Origin of the sequence: Janthinobacterium kochi (assembly GCF_051380715.1) — a bacterium.
GTDB lineage: Bacteria > Pseudomonadota > Gammaproteobacteria > Burkholderiales > Burkholderiaceae_D > Janthinobacterium.
This window is the reverse complement of the sequence record NZ_JBNYXO010000003.1, coordinates 633,091-654,877: the sequence shown is the minus strand read 5'-3', so window position 1 is coordinate 654,877 and position 21,787 is coordinate 633,091. Positions and strand designations below refer to the sequence as shown.

The 21,787-nt window shown below is 61.1% G+C and carries 13 protein-coding genes and 1 pseudogene; 4 read left to right on the top strand and 10 right to left on the bottom strand.

What is annotated here, in order from left to right; genetic code table 11:
• Positions 1-612, bottom strand: a 612-nt coding sequence (locus ACQ4WL_RS10435; protein WP_495542727.1) for a transposase, incomplete at its 3' end; no start/stop codon positions are given.
• A 320-nt stretch (positions 613-932) separates the two neighbouring features.
• Here ACQ4WL_RS10435 and ACQ4WL_RS10430 point away from each other — a divergent pair.
• Positions 933-1,325 (top strand): annotated as a pseudogene (locus ACQ4WL_RS10430) (lipid II flippase family protein); the annotation flags it as partial.
• Between the two features lie 88 nt (positions 1,326-1,413).
• Here the strand turns inward: ACQ4WL_RS10430 and ACQ4WL_RS10425 are convergent.
• From ACQ4WL_RS10425 to ACQ4WL_RS10415, 3 genes are all read right to left on the bottom strand, one after another.
• Positions 1,414-2,310, bottom strand: coding sequence for an EcsC family protein (locus tag ACQ4WL_RS10425; RefSeq protein ID WP_436509637.1), 897 nt, complete (start codon positions 2,308-2,310; stop codon positions 1,414-1,416).
• 325 nt (positions 2,311-2,635) lie between these two features.
• On the bottom strand, positions 2,636-6,685 hold the full coding sequence (gene purL, locus ACQ4WL_RS10420; protein ID WP_436509636.1) for a phosphoribosylformylglycinamidine synthase: 4,050 nt from the start codon (positions 6,683-6,685) through the stop codon (positions 2,636-2,638).
• Positions 6,686-6,875: 190 nt separating this feature from the next.
• Entirely contained in the window at positions 6,876-7,943 is a 1,068-nt protein-coding gene (locus tag ACQ4WL_RS10415; protein WP_436509635.1) for a GGDEF domain-containing protein, read from the bottom strand.
• Between the two features lie 351 nt (positions 7,944-8,294).
• Here ACQ4WL_RS10415 and ACQ4WL_RS10410 point away from each other — a divergent pair, with 351 nt between their 5' ends.
• Positions 8,295-9,920 carry a response regulator gene (locus tag ACQ4WL_RS10410; protein ID WP_436509634.1) on the top strand — a complete coding sequence of 542 codons (1,626 nt, stop codon included), beginning with the start codon at positions 8,295-8,297 and terminating at the stop codon, positions 9,918-9,920.
• Positions 9,921-10,070: 150 nt separating this feature from the next.
• Here ACQ4WL_RS10410 and ACQ4WL_RS10405 read toward each other — a convergent pair whose 3' ends face one another.
• Positions 10,071-10,316, bottom strand: a complete 246-nt coding sequence (locus tag ACQ4WL_RS10405) for a hypothetical protein (RefSeq protein ID WP_436509633.1) — start codon at positions 10,314-10,316, stop codon at positions 10,071-10,073.
• A gap of 407 nt (positions 10,317-10,723) precedes the next feature.
• Between ACQ4WL_RS10405 and ACQ4WL_RS10400 the strand changes: the two genes are divergently transcribed.
• Positions 10,724-11,137: a transposase domain-containing protein gene (locus tag ACQ4WL_RS10400; protein WP_436509632.1), complete on the top strand. Its 414-nt coding sequence runs from the start codon at positions 10,724-10,726 to the stop codon at positions 11,135-11,137.
• 74 nt (positions 11,138-11,211) lie between these two features.
• On the opposite strand, the gene ACQ4WL_RS10395 is transcribed toward ACQ4WL_RS10400, so the two are convergent.
• The 4 genes from ACQ4WL_RS10395 to ACQ4WL_RS10380 all read right to left on the bottom strand — a co-directional run bounded on the left by ACQ4WL_RS10395 (position 11,212) and on the right by ACQ4WL_RS10380 (position 17,011).
• Positions 11,212-12,327, bottom strand: a complete 1,116-nt coding sequence (locus ACQ4WL_RS10395; protein ID WP_436509631.1) for a DUF3667 domain-containing protein — start codon at positions 12,325-12,327, stop codon at positions 11,212-11,214.
• 248 nt (positions 12,328-12,575) lie between these two features.
• Positions 12,576-13,217 carry a TetR/AcrR family transcriptional regulator gene (locus ACQ4WL_RS10390; RefSeq protein ID WP_436509630.1) on the bottom strand — a complete coding sequence of 214 codons (642 nt, stop codon included), beginning with the start codon at positions 13,215-13,217 and terminating at the stop codon, positions 12,576-12,578.
• Positions 13,218-13,228: 11 nt separating this feature from the next.
• Positions 13,229-15,655 carry a membrane-bound PQQ-dependent dehydrogenase, glucose/quinate/shikimate family gene (locus tag ACQ4WL_RS10385; protein WP_436509629.1) on the bottom strand — a complete coding sequence of 809 codons (2,427 nt, stop codon included), beginning with the start codon at positions 15,653-15,655 and terminating at the stop codon, positions 13,229-13,231.
• 309 nt (positions 15,656-15,964) lie between these two features.
• Positions 15,965-17,011, bottom strand: coding sequence for an NAD(P)-dependent alcohol dehydrogenase (locus ACQ4WL_RS10380; protein WP_436509628.1), 1,047 nt, complete (start codon positions 17,009-17,011; stop codon positions 15,965-15,967).
• A 177-nt stretch (positions 17,012-17,188) separates the two neighbouring features.
• Between ACQ4WL_RS10380 and ACQ4WL_RS10375 the strand changes: the two genes are divergently transcribed.
• Positions 17,189-18,127 carry an AraC family transcriptional regulator gene (locus ACQ4WL_RS10375; protein WP_436509627.1) on the top strand — a complete coding sequence of 313 codons (939 nt, stop codon included), beginning with the start codon at positions 17,189-17,191 and terminating at the stop codon, positions 18,125-18,127.
• Here the strand turns inward: ACQ4WL_RS10375 and ACQ4WL_RS10370 are convergent.
• Complete coding sequence (locus ACQ4WL_RS10370) at positions 18,109-21,693, bottom strand: hydantoinase B/oxoprolinase family protein (RefSeq protein WP_436509626.1); 3,585 nt, start codon at positions 21,691-21,693, stop codon at positions 18,109-18,111. The genes ACQ4WL_RS10375 and ACQ4WL_RS10370 overlap by 19 nt on opposite strands.
• Between the last annotated feature and the right edge of the window lie 94 nt (positions 21,694-21,787).

Below are 21,787 nucleotides of genomic sequence, written 5' to 3'. Positions count from 1 at the left end.
GCGGCGCTGGTTCAATACGGCAGGCATCCAATAGCATGGGTAGCCTCGGTCGAGCAACAGCAGGTCATCCTTGCCAAGCCGGTCGAGCTGTTCGAACAGCATCTGGCGTTCACCGACGTCGGTGCTGTATAGCGAGGCCGAGAGCATCAATTCGGCACCAGGCAGAAACAAGCCAAACACCAGCTGATCGGCCACGGCGGCACGGTTGACATGGCTGGCGCGCAAGCCAAAGCGAACGGTCGAGGCGTCAGCGGCGACCAGCCTGAAACCGTGCCAGCGCGGCAGGTAGCCATGCTGCTGTGCTTGAGCAATGAGCCAGTCGTTAAGCTCTGGCATGGCCGTGGTAGCAAGTTTCGAGCGTGCCTGAGCGAAAGCCTGGGCGCTCACCTGGTGCGTCAGTTGCGCCTGCTGTTGCAGATGGCCAAAGAATTCATCAAGTTCGGTTTGCACGCTCTTGCGCATGCCGGTGAGCATGAGCGCCACCAAGGACGGTAGCGGCAGTTTGCGGCGCCGTTGAAACGCTGTCGGATGATCAGGATGGCGGGCGGTAAGACGGAACTGGTCGGATTGAAGATGGTCGGAGAAATCGGACAGCAAGGAAGCGAGCGACATAAAAGGCCAATGAAGATCAAAAGACCTTCATTGGCCGCCGCCTTGCCGCTGTCGAAAAAAGAGAGGTCAGCAAGGCGGCGGCCGCGCAAAGCCAGTGCCACGTCAAGCACTATTTCATTGATTTGCCAGCAATTGCGCGGGCTTGCTCCTTAACTTGGGTGGATTGGGTCTGCCCCCCGTTTCTGCCTTGGGGTGAAATTCAGTCAACTCCACACAAACCACCACAAAACCCTAATCACATAAAATTATCTTATTTGCAGTTGAAAAATAAGTAACTTCATGGCAGCATGGAATGACATTTTCTTTACTGCAAGGTTGTGATGGACAAGCAATTGCTGTTGATTTGCGCACTGACGTTCATCATCCACATTATCGGCACCCTCGCCTACTCCGTGCGCATCGCCGGCATCCGCACGCGGCGCATCGCCGTGTCGCTGGCCCTGTTCAGCATTCTGATGCTGCTGTCGCGCACTTCGAATTCCTTCCTGGGCCCGTTTTTCAGCCTTACCTTCGCCAAGCGCGTGGAAACAGGCATAGACCAGCACGTCGCTGCTAGCGCCTTATTGGGCGACTTCCGCTGGCTGCTATTCTCCGCCAGCCTGGCAACGATACTGGGCGCCATACTGATCCCCACCTTCCAGCGCGCCTTCTGCCGCGCCGTCGAACACTTCCAGGTACACAGGTCGGCGCCAAATATATTATTAATCTTTTCACCAATCAAAGAAAGATCCACTCTCTCCAGATAGCTACTTTATCACTCCCCCAGCGAAGTCTTGAACCAACCTTAATCGGCGGCGCCAATTAAATGATCTTTCGACTTTCTGGATAGTTTGGATTAATATCTTTCGCAGCTGGTGTAGACGCATAAATTATTTCATGTCCATGCTTCTCTGCCAAGAAACGTTCTCTATATAAATAATATGCAGCGTCGCAAACCTTCATTGTGAAATAAGCATTAAACCCGCCGCCTATTGCAGCACCGACTGCCGGTATAGTTTGTGCCAATTTAGCCTTTGTTAGCCTAACCCCCAGCGCTTTGGCCACCTCCTGTATTATTTTTACAAATGTACTTTTTTCAAGTTCTTTCCAGGTGGTTTTTTTTGCGACATCCTGAGAAATTTTCACCAATTGCGCCATGGCTAATGCTTTAGAACCATCTGATGGTGACGATGCAAGCCCAAGGACATTAAAAGCAAATATGCGCTCCTCTTGTTTCGAAGTATCAAAACCATAATATGCGGCATACTCTCCAACTGCGCGCAAATTTAGAATAATTAGCGCTGGTATATCGACTGCAAGGCCAATGGCTCCAACTGCACCGGTACCCGCCCCCTCAACGAGCGCAATACCTTTATATTTTGAATCCAGCCAACCAACCACTTTATCGATTTCGGAAAGGTCGAGGCCAACGATATCATTATGGGTTTTTATGGAACGATGTCCTGCATCTCGAAATTCAGAAAATATAGATTCAGGACGTACACTCCATTGCGCAGCGTCATTTGCAACATTTGTAATGCCTTCCATGGTTTTTCTAATCACATCACCAACCCAGGGCGCAGACAACAATAAATCTCCCGCGCTATTGAATGGTTGATTGATCACCGTCATAGCTTGGCCAAACCAACCGATTTTCGGGTTTTTCCATGCGTGAATTTCCGCTAATGCATGTTTTTCATACTTCGACATCATCTTCATAAAATTCCTTAAAACCTATAAAATTTTGGCCTCAATGTACATCACATCGTCTCGCTAAAAACCAAGAAGGAAATTATACTTCACTAAAATAGTTGCGCAAATAAAATTATTATTCTTCGCAATATTCACTAAATTTGCAAAATAAAATAATCCCCTGCATACAAAGGTTCACCTCATTGACCAGACCAATAGACCAAACCATAAATTAAAAAAAGAATGCGTGGATATCGAATAAAAAAAAGCCGCTGTCTCCCGACAGCGGCTTTCTCACTCCTGCCCCAGCAGCAGCGCCTTGAACTCCAGCGCTACCCTGCAAGCGAACTAATTACCCCACAAACTTCCGTGCATTCCTGAACATGCGCATCCACGGCGAGTCCTCGCCCCATGCTTCAGGGTGGTAGGACTGCTGCACTGACCGGAACACGCGCTCCGCGTGCGGCATCAGCACCGTGAAGCGGCCGTCTGGCGTGGTGACGGAAGTGATGCCTTCCGGCGAGCCGTTCGGATTGTATGGATACGCTTCGGTGGCGGCGCCCTTGTTGTCGACGAAGCGCATGGCTTTGCTGACTTGGGTAATGTCGCCCGTTTGCGAGAAGTCGGCGTAGCCTTCGCCGTGGGCGATGGCGATGCCGGCCTGGGTGCCGGCCATGCCGTTGAAGAAGATCGATGGGGAGTCCATCACTTCGACCATGGCAAAGCGGCCTTCGAATTTCTCCGACTTGTTGCGCGTGAACTTGGGCCAGGCGTGGGCGCCGGGGATGATCGATTTCAAATTGCTCATCATCTGGCAGCCGTTACAGATACCCAGGCCGAAGCTGTCCGTGCGGTTGAAGAAGCGCGCGAACTGTTCCGCCAAGCTGGCGTTGAACAGAATCGTTTTCGCCCAGCCTTCACCCGCGCCCAGCACGTCGCCGTACGAGAAGCCGCCCACGGCGATGACGCCCTGGAAGTCGTCCAGCTTGACGCGGCCCGCAATCAGGTCGCTCATGTGCACGTCGACAGCGGTAAAGCCTGCCTGGTGCATCACGTAGGCCGTCTCGATGTGCGAGTTGACGCCCTGCTCGCGCAGGATGGCGACACGCGGACGCACGCCGGTGGCGATGAATGGCGCGGTGATATTGTCGTTCTGGTCAAACGTGACGATCGGCGACATGCCCGGATCTTGCACGTCCAGCAGGCGGTCGTATTCGGCGTCGGCGCAAGCCGGATTGTCGCGCAGGCGGGCGATGCGCCAGCTCGTTTCGCTCCACAGGCGGTGCAGTTCGGCGCGCGGCTGGGTGTAAATCAGCTTGGCGTCGCGCGTGAATTCGATGACGTCGCGGTCGTTCAATTTGCCGATGATATGGCTGCAGGCGCCCAGGTTAAACGTGCGCAGCACGTCCATGACGAGCGACTTTTCTTCCGCGCGCACCTGGATGACGGCGCCCAGCTCTTCGCTGAACAAGGCGCGCAGGGTCAGTTCGTTGCGGCGTTCCGCTACCTGGCCGGTCCAGTTCTTGGCGTCGCCCCAGTCGCTCGAATGCTCACCTTCCATGGTCAGCATGTCCAGGTTGACGGACATGCCCGTGTGGCCGGCGAAGGCCATTTCCGTCAGGGTGGCGTACAGGCCGCCGTCCGAACGGTCATGGTAGGCCAGCAGCTTGTCGTCGCTATTGAGTTTTTGAATGGCGGCGAAGAAGCCTTTCAGGTCTTCCGCGCTGTCCACGTCCGGCGTTTCATTGCCCAACTGTTTCACGACTTGCGCCAGCGCAGATGCGCCCAAACGGTTCTTGCCACGGCCCAGGTCGATCAGGATCAAGGACGTGTCGCCCTTGTCCGTCTTCAGTTGCGGCGTGAGCGACTTGCGCACATCCGTCACTGGCGCGAACGAGGACACGATCAGCGACACTGGCGAGGTGACGGATTTCGCCGCGCCCGTGCTCTCATCTTTCCAGGTGGTGCGCATCGACAGCGAATCCTTGCCGACCGGGATGCTGATGCCCAGCGCCGGGCACAGGTCCATGCCGACGGCTTTGACCGTGTCGTACAGGGCTGCGTCCTGGCCAGGCTGGCCGCAGGCGGCCATCCAGTTGGCGGACAGCTTGATGTCGGAAATGTCGCTGATGGCTGCGGCGGCGATGTTGGTGACGGCTTCGCCCACGGCCATGCGGCCAGAGGCGGCGGCGTCGATGACGGCCAGCGGCGTGCGTTCGCCCATGGCCATGGCTTCGCCCAGATAACCTTCAAAGCTCATGGTGGTGACGGCGCAATCGGCCACCGGCACTTGCCATGGTCCCACCATCTGGTCGCGCACGGTCATGCCGCCCACGCTGCGGTCGCCAATGGTGATGAGGAAGGATTTGTCGGCCACGGTGGGCAGCAGCAGCACTTTTTGCGCTACATCCTTCAAGTCCATGCCCGTCAGGTCAATCGCCGGGAAAGCGTTGGCCACGTGGACAACGTCGCGCTGCATCTTCGGCGGCTTGCCCAGCAAGACGTCCATCGGCATGTCCACCGGTTCGTTGCCCAGTTCCGGGTCGATCAATTTCAGTTGACGCTCTTCGGTGGCCACGCCCACGGCGGCGAACAGACAGCGTTCGCGTTCGCACATGGCTTTGAACAGTGGCAGGCTTTCCGGCGCGATGGCCAGAACGTAGCGTTCCTGCGACTCATTGCTCCAGATTTCCTTCGGCGCCATGCCCGATTCTTCCAGCGGCACCTTGCGCAAGTCGAAAATCGCGCCGCGCTTGGCGTCGTTGGTGATTTCCGGGAAAGCGTTCGACAAGCCGCCCGCACCCACGTCGTGGATGGAGATGATCGGATTGTCCGCGCCCATTTGCCAGCAGGCGTTGATGACTTCCTGGGCGCGGCGTTCCATTTCCGGATTGCCGCGCTGGACGGAATCGAAGTCCAGGTCAGCCGTGTTGCTGCCGGTGGTCATCGACGAAGCGGCGCTGCCGCCCATGCCGATGCGCATGCCCGGGCCACCGAGCTGCACCAGCAGGCTGCCGACGGGGATGTCGTTCTTGTGCGTGTGCTGCGCCGAGATATTGCCGATGCCGCCCGCGATCATGATCGGCTTGTGGTAGCCGAACACGGCGTCAGGGGCGCCCGCTTCTTTTGCGCCGACGTTCTGTTCATACGTGCGGAAGTAGCCGCCCAGGACCGGACGGCCGAATTCGTTCGAGAATGCGGCGCCGCCCAGCGGGCCTTCGATCATGATCTGCAGCGGCGAAGCGATGCGTTCCGGTTTGCCGTATTGCTCCGCGTCCGTGCGGCCAGCCAGCGGCGCCGTCACGGAAGCAGCCGTTTCCCAGCTGCGCACGGCGTCCGGCAGCGACAAATTCGACACCGTAAAACCCGTCAGGCCAGCTTTTGGCTTGGCGCCGCGGCCCGTTGCGCCTTCGTCGCGGATCTCGCCGCCCGCGCCAGTGGAAGCGCCCGGGAATGGGGAGATGGCCGTCGGGTGGTTATGCGTTTCCACCTTCATCAGGGTATGCGTCAATTCCGTCGACGCCGCATATTCGTGGTTTTCACCGCGCGGGTAGAAGCGCGACACGGTCGCGCCTTCCATGATCGAGGAATTGTCGCTGTAGGCGACGACGGTGCCCTTCGGCTGCAGTTCGTGCGTGTTCTTGATCATGCCGAACAAGGACTTTGGCTGCGCCACGCCGTCGATGGTCCAGTCGGCGTTGAAGATCTTGTGGCGGCAATGTTCGCTGTTCGCCTGCGCGAACATCATCAGTTCCACGTCCGTCGGGTTGCGGCCGGCCTTGGTGAAAGCGGCGTCCAGGTAGTCGATTTCGTCTTCCGACATCGCCAGACCCAGTTCCGTGTTCGCCGTTTCCAGCGCGCGCTTGCCCTGCCCCAGCAAGTCGATCGATTCGAGCGGGCGCGCTTCCAGGGTGCGGAACAGATCCTTGGCGTCGTCGGCGCTGCGCAGCACGGATTCCGTCATGCGGTCGTGCAGCAGGTCGGCCACGGCCAATACTTGCTCGTCCGTCAATTTGCCAGCACCAATGGCGCTGCCCAGAATGCCCGATTTCAGGTTGATGCGGAAAGCGATGCCGCGTTCGACGCGCTTGATGTGCGCCATGCCGCAGTTGTGCGCGATGTCGGTGGCTTTCGAGGCCCACGGCGAAATCGTGCCGAAACGGGGAATGACGAAAAATTCTTCGGCAGCGCCTTCCGTATTGTCAGCCTGGGCCGGTTCGCCGTACGTCAGCAAAGCGCCAAGGCGCGTGCTGTCGTCGTCGGTGAGAGGCGCGCTGGCATCGATGAAATGGACATAGCGTGCTTGGACGGCAACAATCGCAGCCGAGACGGCTTGCAGTTGGCTTAACAGACGGTGGCTACGAAAATGGGACAGGGCATTGGAACCCGGCAGTATCAACATGATTGGAAGGTGGTTGATGCAGCGTGGCTGCGGGTTAAAGGTAGGTATGACAATATCTTTCGTACGGCAAATTTCCTTTGCGCGCATTATACCCGTTTTACCCCTGCCTTATGACCGGAACTTGGGCCTTTGCCCCCCTTTTGCCCCGCAAGGCGGCCATTTTTGACACGGCAGCAACACCCTCAGGCAATCATCCGGCGATCACATAGCGGTTCTTGCCCTGGCGCTTGGCCAGGTACAGCGCTTCGTCGGCCAGCCGGTAGCTGTGGCCCAGTTCCTTGCCCCGGTCCAGCTCGGCCACGCCCACGCTGATCGACACGAACTGTGCCGCATGGAAAGCCTGGCTGACGGCCTCGACCAGGGCACCGGCAAAGGCGCCCGCATCCTCGCGGCTGCCCGCATACATGATGCCGAATTCCTCGCCACCCAGGCGCCCGCACAGATGGCCTTGCGCCTTGTCGGCGATGATGGCGGCCGTGCGCATCAGCACCTCGTCGCCCGCATCGTGGCCCTGCTGGTCGTTGATGATCTTGAAATCGTCGATATCGATCATCAGGAAATGCAGCATGCCGCCGTGGGGCGCGCCATGCATCTGCTGCGCGCGCTGCGTGAACATGCGGCGGTTGTTCAAGCCCGTCAGCCCGTCCTGGAAGGCCAGGCGCGTCAACTCCACTTTGGCGTGATAGTTGCGCAAACGCAATAAGCTGAAACTGACATTCAGCGCCAGCCCGAACAAGACGCTGACGGCGATCATCAACGGCGCCCACGACTGGTCGGGCAAGCCGGCGCTCACCGGGTACAGGCCGTGGCCCACGTTCCACCATACGCCCGCCACCACGGCGAGGTAGCTGAGGCCGCCATTGAAGATGGAGGCAATCGCCAGGGTCATGAAGACGCCCACGGGCAAGACCCAGAAGCTGGCGTGCTGGACGGCGTCGGCCATGGTGCGCAAGCCGAAAGTCAGGGACAGCACGGCGCAGGCACCGGTGATGGTCAGCACGGGCAAGGTGGTGCAGCGGTAGCGCACCGCCAGGCTCGTCAACATGCCCAGCAGCGCCAGCACGGCGTGCGCCAGGTTCGGATGATAGGGATTGGGCATCAGCAGCCAGGTCAGGCTGTAGGCAATGATGCCCAGCAACTGCGTGACCATGCCGACCCGGTGCAGCTCCGCAAAATAGGTATGCTGCTGTTCGCTGTTGCCACCAAATGCAAGGGGCACGGCAACGCGCCGCAAGGTAGACAGATCAGGTATGCGCATGACGGGTATCGACACCAGAGAGGGATAAAGCGCCCGGTAAAGCCTTGCGCACGCCTTGCCGCGACATGGCACGGCATGCAACAAGTGTTGCATTTTTATAATACTATCACGCTAGTCAAGAAATGGACGGAAAAACAGGCACCGGCACGGCAGCAAGGAGCCAGCGTGTCATGAAATACAACGGGCGATGGCGCCAGGCGTCCCTGCCCTCGCGCAGCGCGCCCGATTGCATGCATTTTGCTGGCAGTGTCGGGCGGCTTTGCAGTATGCTGATAAAAAACAATACTGCCAGGCAGATACCTATAAGAAGAGTTCCCGCAAATGACCGAACAGATGAACGAGAGCTGAACAATGCCAGAAACTAGCGACTTATCTGTCCTGATCGTCGACCCGAACCCCAGCATGCGGGGCAATCTGCACAATATGCTGAACCAGGCGGCCATCACCAAGGTGGAATATGCCGTCAATTCCGGCACGGCCATCCGCTTGCTGATGAAGAAACCGTTCGACATCATCCTGTGCGAATACGATCTTGGTAGTGGCACGGACGGCCAGGACGGCCAGCAATTGCTGGAAGACTTGCGCCATCACAAGCTGATCGGGCTGTGGACGATCTTCATCATGCTGACCTCGGAAGCCATCCACAGCAAGGTGATCAGCGCGGCCGAACTGACCCCGTCCGACTACATATTAAAACCGTTTACCGTCGATGTACTGGGCGGCCGCATCGCGCGTGCCATCGAACGGCGCGCCATTTTCCTGCCAACGTATCAGCTGATCGACAAGGGCGACTTGCGCGAAGCCATAAAAAGCTGCCGCGCGGCCGAACTGCAGCACCCGCGCCTGGCGGCCGATTTCACCCGCCTGCGCGCCGAGCTGCACATCGCCCTCGATGAATGGAAGGAAGCGGAACAACTGTACGCCGACATGTTGGCCTTGCGGCCCATGGCCTGGGCCCATCTGGGCTTGGCGCGCACCCTGTTCGAACAGCAACGCCATGAAGATGCGCAGGAGGCGCTGCTGGAACTGGTGGAGACCTATCCCCGCTTCATGGCCGCCTACGACCTGCTGGCGCAAAACCATGAAGCCATGGGCCAGCAGCTGCAGGCGAAGAAAATCCTCGAAGACGCCGTGGCCATCTCGCCGCACATGGTGAGCCGCTTGCGCCACCTGGGCGGCATCGCGTTTGACACGGGCGATATCGGCGCGGCCGAACGGGCCTACAAGCAGGTAGTGACGAAAGCGAAGTACTCTGAATTCCGCGACCCGGAAGACCACGTCAACCTGGTCAAAACGCTGGTCAAGAAGGGCGATGCGCCGCAAGCGAGCGGCGTGCTGCGCGACATGGAGCGCTCGCTGCGCGGCAGCGCCAACGTGGAAGCCTGCCGCGCCATCTCGGCCGCCATGCTGCATGAATTGTCGGGCAACGACATCGCCGCCGCCACCGAACTGCAACTGGCCGCCGCCGCCCTGGACACGGCGCGGGGCCTGTCGACGCAGCTGAAGGTGGGCCTGGTACAAAGCTGCCTGAAAAACAACCTGGAGCAGGCCGCCTCCGAGGTCATGATGAAACTCGTCAACGAAGCCGACAGCGACGTGACGATGGAAGCAGCCGTGGACGTGTTTGAAAAGGCGGGCCGGCATGACCTGGCGCAAGGCATGGGCCAGCAGATCACGCACCAGGTGCAGGAATTGATGCAGGATGCCGCCAGCAAGTCGGAAAGCGGCGAGCTCAAGGGCGCCGTCTTCGTGCTGCGCCAGGCCCTGCGCAAGACGCCGGGCAACCTGCCCGTGCTGTTCGCCTCCGTCGACGCCATTTTGCGCCAGCTCAACATGCTGGGCTGGGAAGCGCCGCTGGCCGAACAGGCGCAGCACCAGATGCAGGTGATCCGCAAGATTGACCCCAGGCATCCGAAGCTGGAGTCGCTCAAGCAGCAGTACGAGGCTACACAGCACAAGTATGGTATTGCTACCTGACTCGTGCCGCAACGTAATGGCTTGCCGATTCATCGTCCCGCAGCGATGCCGATGGACCGAAGCGAGCTCTGACCCGCCTGCCGATGCTGCCCGAGCCGCATCGGAGAATTGCTGGCGCATCACTCGATATCGGCCGACTATTCTTTGCCATCATGGGAAGGTCATGTCCAAACCGACCGTCCTGACAACGACGAAGGTGACGATGCCCAAGGCCAGGAGCAATAGCCCGAAGACTGCGACCACCTTGCCGCTCGCGCGCAGCACCGCGCGATTCTGCTTCGCCTTATCCTTATCCTTCTTTCCTTGATCGTAATGCCACTTGATGGCGAAGAACATGCCCGTGCCGAGCACGAGAGCCTTGAACGTAACGAAGACTATAGGGGTCCAATCCATCATTTTGAATATTTCCAGGTTATTACTTGACACTATCTATCGTGAGGAGCACTACCTCAAAACGCTGCTTCAGCAGCTTCTGTTCCAACCATCCCCCCAGGCATCCTGTTTGAATCTCACATTATATCTACCTATGAAATAACGATGGCATCGGGCGCCGTGATTTGCCGAATGCAGATGAGAGAGGAGAAAACGTCAGCGACTGCCCTGCAAGGATGGCGTTGCTGCACGTTCTGAAGCATACTACCTCAAAACAATTTCCATACATTGAGACAAAATGTCCCAGTTGAAAACCATGCAAGAAACAAATTTGTCTATCTGGTCGCCGCGATTGGCCGGGAACAAAGGGCCACGTTTTTTGCAGAGTGCGGATTGCGGATGCGTTGCAGGCGACGGACGATCACGCGCGCATGCGACGAAGCCAGACGCTCAACGAACTTGCCCGCACTGACATCGACCCAGGCCTGCTGGCGCAGGCGCAGGCCAGACTGGCTGAAAAGCACTTCAAGATCACCGCGTTGACGCACGAACTGGCTTACTACCGCCGGATCCCCTTCGGCAAGGCAAGTGAAGCGCTCGCCGGCGAGCAGCGCCTGCTGTTCGAGGAAACGGTCATATGGACTTGGCTGCGATCAAGGAAGAACTCGACACCCAGGCATCGGCCAAGCGGCAGCGCAAGGGTGCCGGCCGTCAGGCGCTGCCACCGGAATTGCCGCGCATCGAACACCGTCATGAACCGCAATCCTGCCAGTGCGGCCAATGCGGTGCCGACCTGTCAAGATCGGCGCAGTCCAAAATGCAGGGAATCATCCATTCTAGAGTAGCCATCGGCCACGCCTGAGTGCCGGATGCCCAAACATATGGCCCCCTGCCACGTCATTGCCCAGCGTGTGTGACTCTAGTGCACGCTCATCATCAACACCAGCACGATGAACACGCCAAGCACGACGTTGGCCACCAGCAGCAGCATGCAGGTGCGCCACAGCGCGCCCCATTTGCCCAGGCTGTAGGTGCCGCGTAGCTGCACAAACATGTGCAGCGGCGGCGCCAGGCACACCAGCAATCCGATCAGCCAACCCTGGTTGAGTATCGATAGCGGTATCAGCACTGTAAACAGCAAGGACATGAAGCACAGCGAGTACAGCACGAACACCGCATGGTCGTACATGGTCACGCCAGGTTTCCAGAAAAACATCAGCCACACGAAGGGCAGCGAGATCGGGATCAGCAGGAACGAGAACTTGTAGATCGTGTTCTTGAGCTTGTAAAACGCCAACTCGGGATTCTCGGCGGCGTGACGAAAGGTTTTTTCCAACTCCGGAAAATTGGCGTTGGGATTGGGCGGGCTGGACATGATCTTGGAGGCCATCTTGTTGAACCAACTTGGTTCTCTCAGCTCAACGCCGTCCTCACTGGTCACTTTTTCGGGCGACACCACGTACAGCAGGCGTTGCTCGGCTTCGTGCTGAAGCTTGCGCGAAACGGCCAGCGCCTTCTCGACACCGGCGACCCCGGCATCGGCCTTGCGGGCTTCAGCCAGCGCCAGCTCATTGCGCTCGACCCGGAGCTTGGCAGACGCGGCGTGGTTGGTCAGCGAGGCGATATTGGCGTCGCGGGTGAGAAGCTGGCCGCCGCCGAACGAGGTGACGAAGAAGGTCAGGAACACCATGAACAGGAACAGCGCTAGCGGCGAAACATAGTTCTTGCGCTGGCCGTCGATGTAGCGGCGCGTCAGGCGGCCAGGAAAAGCCACCAGCAGCGGGATCGTCTTCCAGGCCTTGGCGTCGAAGTGCAGGATGCCGTGCACGACTTCTTCGGCCAGGTGCAGCAGCGAATGGTGGATGTGGGCCGACTGGCCGCAGGCCTGGCAAAACGCGCCGCCCAGCGGCGCCTGGCAGTTGGCGCAGTTCGCAATCGGCGCGGCACTGGCCTGCTGCGGCGTTTTATCGCCCTCGATCTCGCTGGCAGCCAAACCTGCCATCGCCAGGGCGCCGGCCGCTTCCACGTCACTCATCGTGCATCTCCCACCAGAAAAATGGCTGATTGTGCAACAAGACGCCTGTATGTTCAAGTAAATACTGGCAAAGACGGCAATCGGCACGCTACCGGACAGTGCCGCAACGGCTGGCGCCGCCGGCCGTGGCCCGACAATGTGCGATCAAATCGATTGAGGAAAACGCGGATTTATTCGCTGAACTTGCCAAGCGACGGTCACGGGTGAACGTTGTAGATGGATAATTGTCGGATTACGGCCCTGCCGGCCTAATCCGCCCTTCGCGCCACCTTTGCCACCACCAATTCGATCAACTCCGCAATCAATGGCCGGAAGGTGGCGGCGCTGCCGCCCTGCCCCAGCATGACGGTGCGCGTGGTCAGGTGCGAGAAGACGGCGTCGAACAGAATTTGCGGCAGGTTGGAAAACGCGGTATCGGGCGCGATGCGGCCCTGGGTGCGCTGCTGCTCCAGCAGGCGCAATATCAGGGCGTGCCACACTTGCGGGCCATGTTCGTACCAGGTCAGGCCCACGGCCGGAACAGCGGCGGCTCCCGTAACGACGAGGCGGTAGAAAGCCACGTGGCGGGGGCTGGTGACGACAGCCACCAGTTCATCGAGGATCAGCTGCAAGCCCTGTTCCAGGCCGACTTGCGAAGTATCGAGCCGGCGCAGCGCGATGATGAAGTCGGCGCACAGGTATTCGACTACCGCCACCAGCAGCTCCTGCTTGCTGCCGAAGTAGCGGTAGGCCGTGGCTTTCGAGCCGCCCGCCGCGGCCACGATGGCGTCCATGCTGACGCCGTCGTAGCCGGAGGCGAGGAACAGGTCCGCCGCCGCCACCAGCAGCTTGCGCCGCCGCTCCTCGCTTCGGGTACTGGGGGAAGCTGGAACGGCGCGCAACTGGGGCATGAAGCAAACTCTTACTGTGTCTTGGGAAGCGCGTATGCTATCACGTAATCTCCCCGGTCCGGACTCTGGCGGGCGCCACCCGCCACGACTACCACGTACTGGCGGCCCGACTTGGGCGACACATACGTCATCGGCGTGCCTTGCGAACCGACGGGCATGCGCGCCTTCCACACTTCACGGCCCGTGGCGATATCCATGGCGCGCAGATAGTAATCCTGCGTACCCGCATAAAACACCAGGCCCGATGCCGTGCTCATGCCACCGCCCAGGGTCGGCATGCCCAGCGGGATAGGCAACCGCGCGCGCACGCCGTGGATGACGGCATCGCGCACCGTGCCGGCCGGACGCTCCCACACTTTCGTGCGCGTTTTCAGGTCGATGGCGGCAAACACACCCCAGGGCGGGCTTTGGCAGGGAATGCCCAGCGGTGAATTGAAGGCCTTGTGGTCGATGACGAACGGCGTGCCATCCATCGGATAGGTGCTGCCCACGCCGTGGCCAGCCGTCAGCTTGGCCACGTCCACCGTTTCGCGCGGCACCAGCCTGACCACTTGCGGCATGCGGATATCGTTGACGAACATATAGCCATTGCTTTCATCGATGGCCGCGCCGCCCCAGTTGAAGCCACCGTAGTAGCCCGGATAGATCAGCGTCTCGCGCGTAGCTGGCGCCGTGAATTCGCCCTGGTAATTGAGCTTGCGGAAGCTGATGCGGCAGGCCAGCTGGTCGAAGAAGGTGGCGCCCCACATGTCGCGTTCCGTCAGGGTCTCCGCACCGAGGGCCGGCATGCCGGTGGAGTATGGCTGCGTTCTGGACACCCAGTCGCCGGCCGCGTGCTCCTGCGGCACGGGTTTTTCCACCACCTCGGCAATCGGTTTGCCCGTGCGGCGGTCCAGCATGAAGATCTGGCCACGTTTGGTCAGCTGCACCAGCGCGGGGATCTTGCCACCCTTGCCGTCCGGGACGTCGTACAGGGCCGGCTGCGCGGCCACATCGTAATCCCAGATATCGTGGTGAACGGTTTGATACGTCCAGCGCTCGCGGCCAGTGGCCATGTCGAGGGCAACGATGGCTGACGCATATTTTTCCGTCAGTGGCGGACGTTTGCCGCCCCAGAAGTCGGGCTGCTCATTCCCCGTCGGCAGGTACACCAGGCCAAGTGCATCATCGAACGCAGGCGCCGACCACATGTTCGGCGTGCTGCGCGTGTAGGTCTGCCCTTCCGGCGGCAGCTTGGTGATGGCTGGATTGCCCAGGTCCCAGGCCCACACCAGTTCACCCGTGTCGGCGCTGTAGGCGCGCACGACGCCCGATGGTTCATCGGTGGAGCGGCCATCGAACACCCAGCCACCGAGGATGATCAGGTTGCGCGCCACCGTGGGCGCCGACGTGTAGGCGTAGTACGGCACGTTCATTTTCACTTTGCCCAGGCCGACGGTGAGGTCGACGGAGCCCTTGTCGCCGAAGCCTTCGCACTGCTTGCCCGTCTGCGCGTCGATCTCGATCAGCCGCGCATCCATGGTCACTTGCACGATGCGTTTGGCGCACGCGCCCGCGACAGGCGCGTTGGCCGCCTGCATGCCATCGAAATGAAATGGTTTTGTCACCTTCGCCGGCTCGTAGTAACCGACGCCGCGGCAGCGGTTCCACGTTTTCGTGTTGGCCGGTTTCGGATCGAAGGTCCAGCGCTGCTTGCCCGTGTCCGCGTCGAGCGCAATCACCTTGCTCGTCGGCGTGCACGTGTAGATGGTGTCGCCGATCTGCAGCGGCGTATTCTGCGATTCGGACGCGCCTTCGGCCACCTCGCCCGTGCGGTAGCTCCACGCCACTTGCAGCTGGTCGACGTTAGCCTTGTCGATCTGCGTGTACGGCGCGAAGCGCGTGCCCTGCGGCCCATTTGCATAGTGCGCCCAGTTGGCGCTGCCGTCATTGATGGCCGTCACGGCATCCTGCTGCGGCTGCGCGATGGCCTCCAGCACGCCGTGCGGCTTGAACATGGCAGCGAAACCGGCTGCCAGCACGACGGCAAACAGGGCCGCGAAGCCGCGCGACTGCCCCGTGTGTTTGCGACCCGCCAGCCACGGATGCAGCAAGGCAGTCAGCAGGCCGATGACGAGGAACGGCGCCAGGCGCGGCACCATGGGCCAGAAGGCAAAGCCGATTTCCCACACGGCCCAGACCACGGTGGCGATCACCAGCACGGCGATGATGGCGCTGGCCAGTGGTTTGCGGCGCAGATACAGCAGGCCGGACAATATCAGGCCAACACCGGCCAGCAGGTAGTACCAGGAACCGCCAAGGGTGATCAGTTCGATGCCGCCCGCCGCCAGGGCGAGGCCGGAGAATCCGAGAAAAATACCAAAAACCGTCAGGGCAAGCCGTTTGCCCCTGAAGACCGCCGGGATCGCCGCCGCTCCATTCTTTGTTGAAGTGTCCATTTTTTATCCATGACGCCTCCCCTGCCCAGGCAAATACGTTAGGGATGGCTGATTTTTTAAATCTACGTAGCGAAACTGTACTGTACGGTTTCATTTTATGCCGATTTTTGACGCAAGGAAAGAAAAATTGACAAGGGAGCTTGATTTTTGGCGGGAATGGGAGGAGGTGCGACGGCGCCATGCCGGTTTTGGCATTTAAACAAACGCCGTTGGAACGCTTGAAAAATGCCCAGGGCTAGGCGCCGCGTCGAAGACAGTACGAATGTACGGCGAGACGCGGCAACAACGCCCTGGGCTTTTTCTCGAGCGTTACAGAGATGCCATGTCGATCACGAAGCGATACCGTACATCGCTTTTTACCACGCGCTCAAACGCCTCATTGATATCCTGGATGCGGATGATCTCGATGTCCGACACAATATTGTGCTTGCCGCAGAAATCCAGCATTTCCTGGGTTTCCTTGATCGAGCCGATCATGGAGCCGGACAGGCTGCGGCGCGCGCCCACCAGGCCGAAGGCGCTGATCGGCGGCACGGCGCCGTCGGGGATGCCGACGATGACCATGCTGCCATCGACCTTCAGCAGGTTGATGTACTGGTTCCAATCGATGGACGCGCCCACGGTGCAGATGATCAAATCAAACGTGCCGGCCAGCTTTGTAAACGTATCCGCGTCGTTGGTGGCGTAGTAATGCTTGGCACCCAGGCGCAGGCCGTCTTCGCGCTTCGACAAGGTCTGGCTCAGCACCGTCACTTCGGCGCCCATGGCGTGGGCGATCTTGACGCCCATGTGACCCAGGCCGCCCATGCCCAGGATGGCGACTTGCTTGCCAGGGCCGGCTTTCCAGTGGTTCAGCGGCGAATACAGGGTGATGCCAGCGCACAGCAGCGGCGCGGCGGCGTCCAGCGGCAGGTTGTCGGGTATCGACAGCACATAGCCTTCCTTGACAACGATGCTGTCCGAGTAGCCGCCCTGCGTGGCCGTCTTGCCATCGGCTTCGACGCCATTGTAGGTCTGGATCAGGCCTGGCATGTACTGTTCCAGGTCGACGTTGCGCGTCTTGCAGGTGGTGCAGGAGTCGACGAAGCAGCCCACGCCCACGTGGTCGCCCACCTTGAACTTGGTAACGCCAGCGCCGACGGCCGTGACGACGCCGGCGATTTCATGGCCTGGCACCATGGGGAAGGCAGCGCCGCCCCATTCGTCGCGCGCCTGGTGGATGTCGGAATGGCACACGCCACAGTATTTGATCGAGATGGCGACGTCGTCTTCGCGCGGGGCGCGGCGCTCGAACGTGAACGGTTGCAGTGCGGAGGTGGGGCCCAGTGCGGCGTAGCCTTTGGCGATGGTGGTCATGAAAACTCCTGTATCTATGTGTGTGTGACGAGGGGGACGCGTGCCATGCATGCGATTGCACAAGTGTGCCCGAGAAGCCCGTCCGCCGTTACCGCGATCCTGCAAGACCTTTGCACGATCCTCCAAATCTGCGTAAGATCAGCCCCTGTCCATCCTCGCCTTCCGCATACTGCCCCCATGCCTACCCTGCTCCTGCCCCAAGACGAAATCGCCGCCCTGATCAGCCGCCACGCGCCGCGCACGGGCGACTACGCGACAGCCATCGGCAACCTGACGTTCCACCGCCAGTCGTCCGTCACGGAATCGCTGTTCCATGCGGCGCGCCCCAGCGTGGCCATCATCGCGCAAGGGGCGAAGGACGTCACATTGGGCAGCGAAACCTTCCATTACAGCCGCATGCAGTATCTGCTGACGTCCGTCGACTTGCCAGTGCAGGTGCGCGTGGTGGAAGCGAGCGTGGACCAGCCGCACCTGTGCGTGGTGCTGGGCATCGACATCGCCGACGTGGCGGCGCTGCTCGACAGCGACAGTGACAATGGGGCGCAAAAAATCCTCCCCGCCACGCGCGGCATTTCCGTCAGCGACGTCTCGCCCGAGCTGCTCGACGCCATGCTGCGCCTCGTGCGCCTGCTCGATAAACCGGGGGAAATCGCCGCGCTGGCGCCCCTGATCCGCCGCGAGCTGACCTACCGCCTGCTCAATGGCCCTGTCGGCGCGCGCCTGCGCCACATGGCGCTGGCCAGCAGCCAGTCGCACCAGGTGGGGCAAGCCATCGACTGGATCAAACACCATTACGCGCAGCCGCTGCGCATCGAGCACCTGGCCGGCATGGCAAACATGAGCATGTCGTCGCTGCACCACCACTTCAAGGCGATTACCGCGATGACGCCGATGCAGTACCAGAAGCTGCTGCGATTGCAGGAAGCGCGGCGCTTGATGCTGGTCGAACAGATCGACGCGGGCACGGCCGGCTACCGCGTCGGCTACGCCAGCGAATCGCAGTTCAGCCGCGAATACAGCCGCCAGTTCGGCCGCGCGCCCATGCGCGATGTGGGCCAGGTGCGCGCGCAGCTCAGCGGTGCCAGTGCTGACATGGCCTATTCCAACTTGCCATAGCCGCCACCACCGGGCGTTTCGATCACGAACACATCGCCCGGCTGCATGCCGGTCTTGCCGATATGCGCCAGGTGCTCCACCGTGCCGTCGGCTCGCTCGACGTAATTGCGCCCCAGCGCGCCCGGCGCGCCGCCATCCATGCCGAACGGCGCAACAATCCGGTTGTTCGACAGGATGGCCGCCGTCATCGGCTCAAGGAAGCGCACGCGGCGCACGCCGCCATTGCCGCCATGCCAGCGCCCCGCCCCGCCCGAGCCGGCACGGATGCTGTAGCTGTCGAGCCGCACGGGAAAGCGCCACTCCAGAATTTCCGGGTCCGTCAGTCGCGAATTGGTCATGTTCGTCTGCACCACGTCCGTGCCGTCGAAACCGGGACCGGCGCCTGAACCGCCCGATATCGTCTCGTAATACTGGTACTTGGCGCTGCCAAACGTAAAATTGTTCATCGTTCCCTGCGAGGCGGCCATCGCCCCCAGCGCGCCATACAGGGCATTGGTGATGCAGGTCGAGGTTTCCACATTGCCCGACACGACAGAGGCCGGGTACTGCGGATTGAGCATGGAGCCGGGCGGGATGATTACGGTCAAAGGCTTCAGACAGCCTGCGTTGAGCGGAATGTCGTCGTCGACCAGCGTGCGGAACACGTACAGCACGGCCGCCATGCAGACGGCGGACGGCGCGTTGAAATTGTTCGGCAGCTGGCTTGACGTCCCCGTAAAGTCGATGGTGGCGCTGCGTGCAGCCACGTCGACCCTGATCGCCACCTCGATGCGCGCGCCGTTGTCCAGCTCCAGCGCGTAGCTGCCATCCTTCAGGGTCGTGATGACCCTGCGCACGGCTTCTTCGGCATTGTCCTGCACGTGGCCCATATAGGCTTGCACCACAAGCAAGCCGAAATGCGCGACCATCTTGTGCAGTTCTTCGGCCCCCTTCTGGTTGGCCGCCACCTGGGCGCGCAAATCGGCCAGGTTTTGCCCTGGGTTGCGGGCAGGCCAGCTGGCGCCCGCCAGCAAGGCCAGGGTTGCGTCTTCGCGCATCACGCCCGTGGCGCCATCGACCAGCTTGAAATTATCGATCAATACACCCTCTTCCTCGATGCGCGTGGAATCGGGCGGCATCGAGCCGGGCGTGGTGCCGCCGATATCCGCATGGTGGCCGCGCGAACCGACATAGAACAGGATGGCGCCGCCCGCCTCGTCAAACACAGGGGAGATCACCGTCACGTCGGGCAAGTGCGTGCCGCCATGATACGGGTCGTTCAGCATGTACACGTCGCCCGGCCGCATGGTGCCTGCGTTGCGCGTCATGACCGTGCGGATGCTCTCGCCCATGGAGCCCAGGTGCACGGGCATGTGCGGCGCATTGGCAATCAACTGACCTTGCGCGTCGAAGATGGCGCAGCTGAAATCGAGCCGCTCCTTGATGTTGACGGAATGGGCCGTATTTTGCAGGCGCAGGCCCATCTGCTCGGCAATCGACATGAACATATTATTGAAAATTTCCAGCATCACGGGGTCGGCTTGCGTCGCTGTTGGCAAACCCTTGGCGCGCCGTTCTGGCAAGGCCACCACTCTGCGCAAGATCAAATGGCCATGCGCCGTGACGTCGGCGCGCCAGCCCGGCTCGATGACGGTGGTGGCATTGGCGTCGCTGACGATGGCCGGGCCATCGATGGCGTCGCCGGGACGCAGGCTGTCTGCCGCATACAGACCGCTGTCGCGCCACGCGCCGGTGCAGTACATGGCCACCGTCGCCAAAGGCGCCAGCGCGCTGGCGCGGGGCGCATGGGACGGCGTGACCACTGCCGGCGCGTCGGACGCGCCGATGGCTTCCACGGAAATGGCTTCGACGATCAAGGCGCGCGCCGGCATCAAAAACGAAAAGCGCTTTTTATACGCCGCTTCGAACTGCGCCTGCATGCCGGCCACCGTATCGAACAGCACGACGACGGCAGTATCCGTGCCCTCATAGCGCAGATGCACGCGCCGCACCAGCGCGATGCGATCCCCTGCCACGCCCTGGCGCAGCAAGTCGCCCCGCGCCAGGTCGCCCAGGGCCATGAAATCGCCCGCCAGGTCCACGCCCAGTGTCGCCTCGACAGCCTGTTCGCGCATGGCGCTCTGGTCGGCCAGGCCCATGCCGTAGGCCGACATCACGCCCGCCAGGCTGTGGATGAAGACCGTGCGCATGCCCAGCGCATCGGCCACCAGGCAGGCGTGCTGGCCGCCCGCGCCGCCAAAGCTGGTGAGCGTATATTCGGTGACGTCGTGACCGCGCTGCACGGAAATCTGCTTGATGGCGTTGGCCATATTGCCTACGGCGATGGCGATATAGCCTTCGGCCACCTGTTCCGGCGTCGAGTTCACCGTGTGCGCCAGGGCCGCGAACTGGGCCCGCACGCTGGCCGCGTCCAGCGCCTCATCGGCGTCGGGGCCGAAAACGCGGGGAAAGAACGCGGGCTGCAGCTTGCCCAGCATGACGTTGCAGTCGGTGACGGCCAGCGGCCCGCCGCGCCGATAGCTGGCAGGGCCGGGGTTGGCGCCCGCGCTGTCCGGGCCCACCTTGTAGCGGGCGCCGTCGAAATGCAGGATAGAGCCGCCGCCGGCTGCCACCGTGTGGATACTCATCATGGGCGCGCGCATGCGCACGCCGGCGATCTGCGTCTCGAATACGCGCTCGAATTCGCCCGCGTAATGCGACACGTCCGTCGAGGTGCCGCCCATGTCGAAGCCGATGACTTTATCGAAACCGGCCAGCGCGCTGGCGCGCACCATGCCGACGATGCCGCCCGCAGGGCCGGACAAAATGCTGTCCTTGCCCTGGAAGGCGCGCGCATCCGTCAAGCCGCCGTTCGATTGCATGAATTGCAGGTGCACGCCAGGCAGTTCGGCCGCCAGCTGGTCCACATAGCGGCGCAAAATTGGCGACAGATAGGCGTCGACCACCGTGGTGTCGCCGCGCGCCACCAGTTTCATCATGGGGCTCACTTCGTGCGACACGGATACCTGCGTAAAACCGGCCTCGCGCGCCAGCTGCGCCACCCGCGCCTCGTGCGCATGGTAGCGGTAGCCGTGCATCAGTACGATGGCGATGGCGCGCACGCCGCGCGCATGCGCGTGTTCCAGCGCCACCCGAGCGGCCGCCTCGTCGAACTCCTCCACCACTTCGCCATGGGCGCCCAGGCGTTCATTGATTTCGATCACGTCGCCATACAGCAGTTCCGGCAAGATGATCTGGCGCGCGAACAGCTGCGGGCGGTTCTGGTAGGCGATGCGCAAGGCGTCGCGAAAACCGCGCGTGATGGCCAGCACGGTCGGTTCGCCCTTGCGTTCGAGCAGCGCATTGGTCGCCACCGTCGTGCCCATCTTGATGGCGCCCACCTGTTCGACGGGCAGCGGCGCTTCGGGCGCAAGCCCCATCAGCCGGCGCATGCCGGCCAGCGCCGCATCGCGGTACTGGCCGGGGTTCTCCGACAGCAGCTTGTGCGTGGCCAGGCTGCCGTCAGGACGGCGCGCCACGATGTCCGTAAAGGTGCCGCCCCGGTCGATCCAGAATTGCCAGTCCATCGTCCTGCCCCCGTACTTATGTGAGATGGCTATTGTAGCCGCCAAACAGGGGCGCGTTTCAGGCGTGCGCGCCTTGCCTTCCGCGTGGATCGGC

Bases quoted from the DNA above. Each gene is read 5' to 3' on its own strand.
- ACQ4WL_RS10425 (WP_436509637.1), bottom strand. From the start codon at position 2,310: ATGAAGATGATGTCGAAGTATGAAAAACATGCATTAGCGGAAATTCAC.
- purL (WP_436509636.1), bottom strand. From the start codon at position 6,685: ATGTTGATACTGCCGGGTTCCAATGCCCTGTCCCATTTTCGTAGCCAC.
- ACQ4WL_RS10415 (WP_436509635.1), bottom strand. From the start codon at position 7,943: ATGCGCATACCTGATCTGTCTACCTTGCGGCGCGTTGCCGTGCCCCTT.
- ACQ4WL_RS10410 (WP_436509634.1), top strand. From the start codon at position 8,295: ATGCCAGAAACTAGCGACTTATCTGTCCTGATCGTCGACCCGAACCCC.
- ACQ4WL_RS10405 (WP_436509633.1), bottom strand. From the start codon at position 10,316: ATGATGGATTGGACCCCTATAGTCTTCGTTACGTTCAAGGCTCTCGTG.
- ACQ4WL_RS10400 (WP_436509632.1), top strand. From the start codon at position 10,724: ATGCGACGAAGCCAGACGCTCAACGAACTTGCCCGCACTGACATCGAC.
- ACQ4WL_RS10395 (WP_436509631.1), bottom strand. From the start codon at position 12,327: ATGAGTGACGTGGAAGCGGCCGGCGCCCTGGCGATGGCAGGTTTGGCT.
- ACQ4WL_RS10390 (WP_436509630.1), bottom strand. From the start codon at position 13,217: ATGCCCCAGTTGCGCGCCGTTCCAGCTTCCCCCAGTACCCGAAGCGAG.
- ACQ4WL_RS10385 (WP_436509629.1), bottom strand. From the start codon at position 15,655: ATGGACACTTCAACAAAGAATGGAGCGGCGGCGATCCCGGCGGTCTTC.
- ACQ4WL_RS10380 (WP_436509628.1), bottom strand. From the start codon at position 17,011: ATGACCACCATCGCCAAAGGCTACGCCGCACTGGGCCCCACCTCCGCA.
- ACQ4WL_RS10375 (WP_436509627.1), top strand. From the start codon at position 17,189: ATGCCTACCCTGCTCCTGCCCCAAGACGAAATCGCCGCCCTGATCAGC.
- ACQ4WL_RS10370 (WP_436509626.1), bottom strand. From the start codon at position 21,693: ATGGACTGGCAATTCTGGATCGACCGGGGCGGCACCTTTACGGACATC.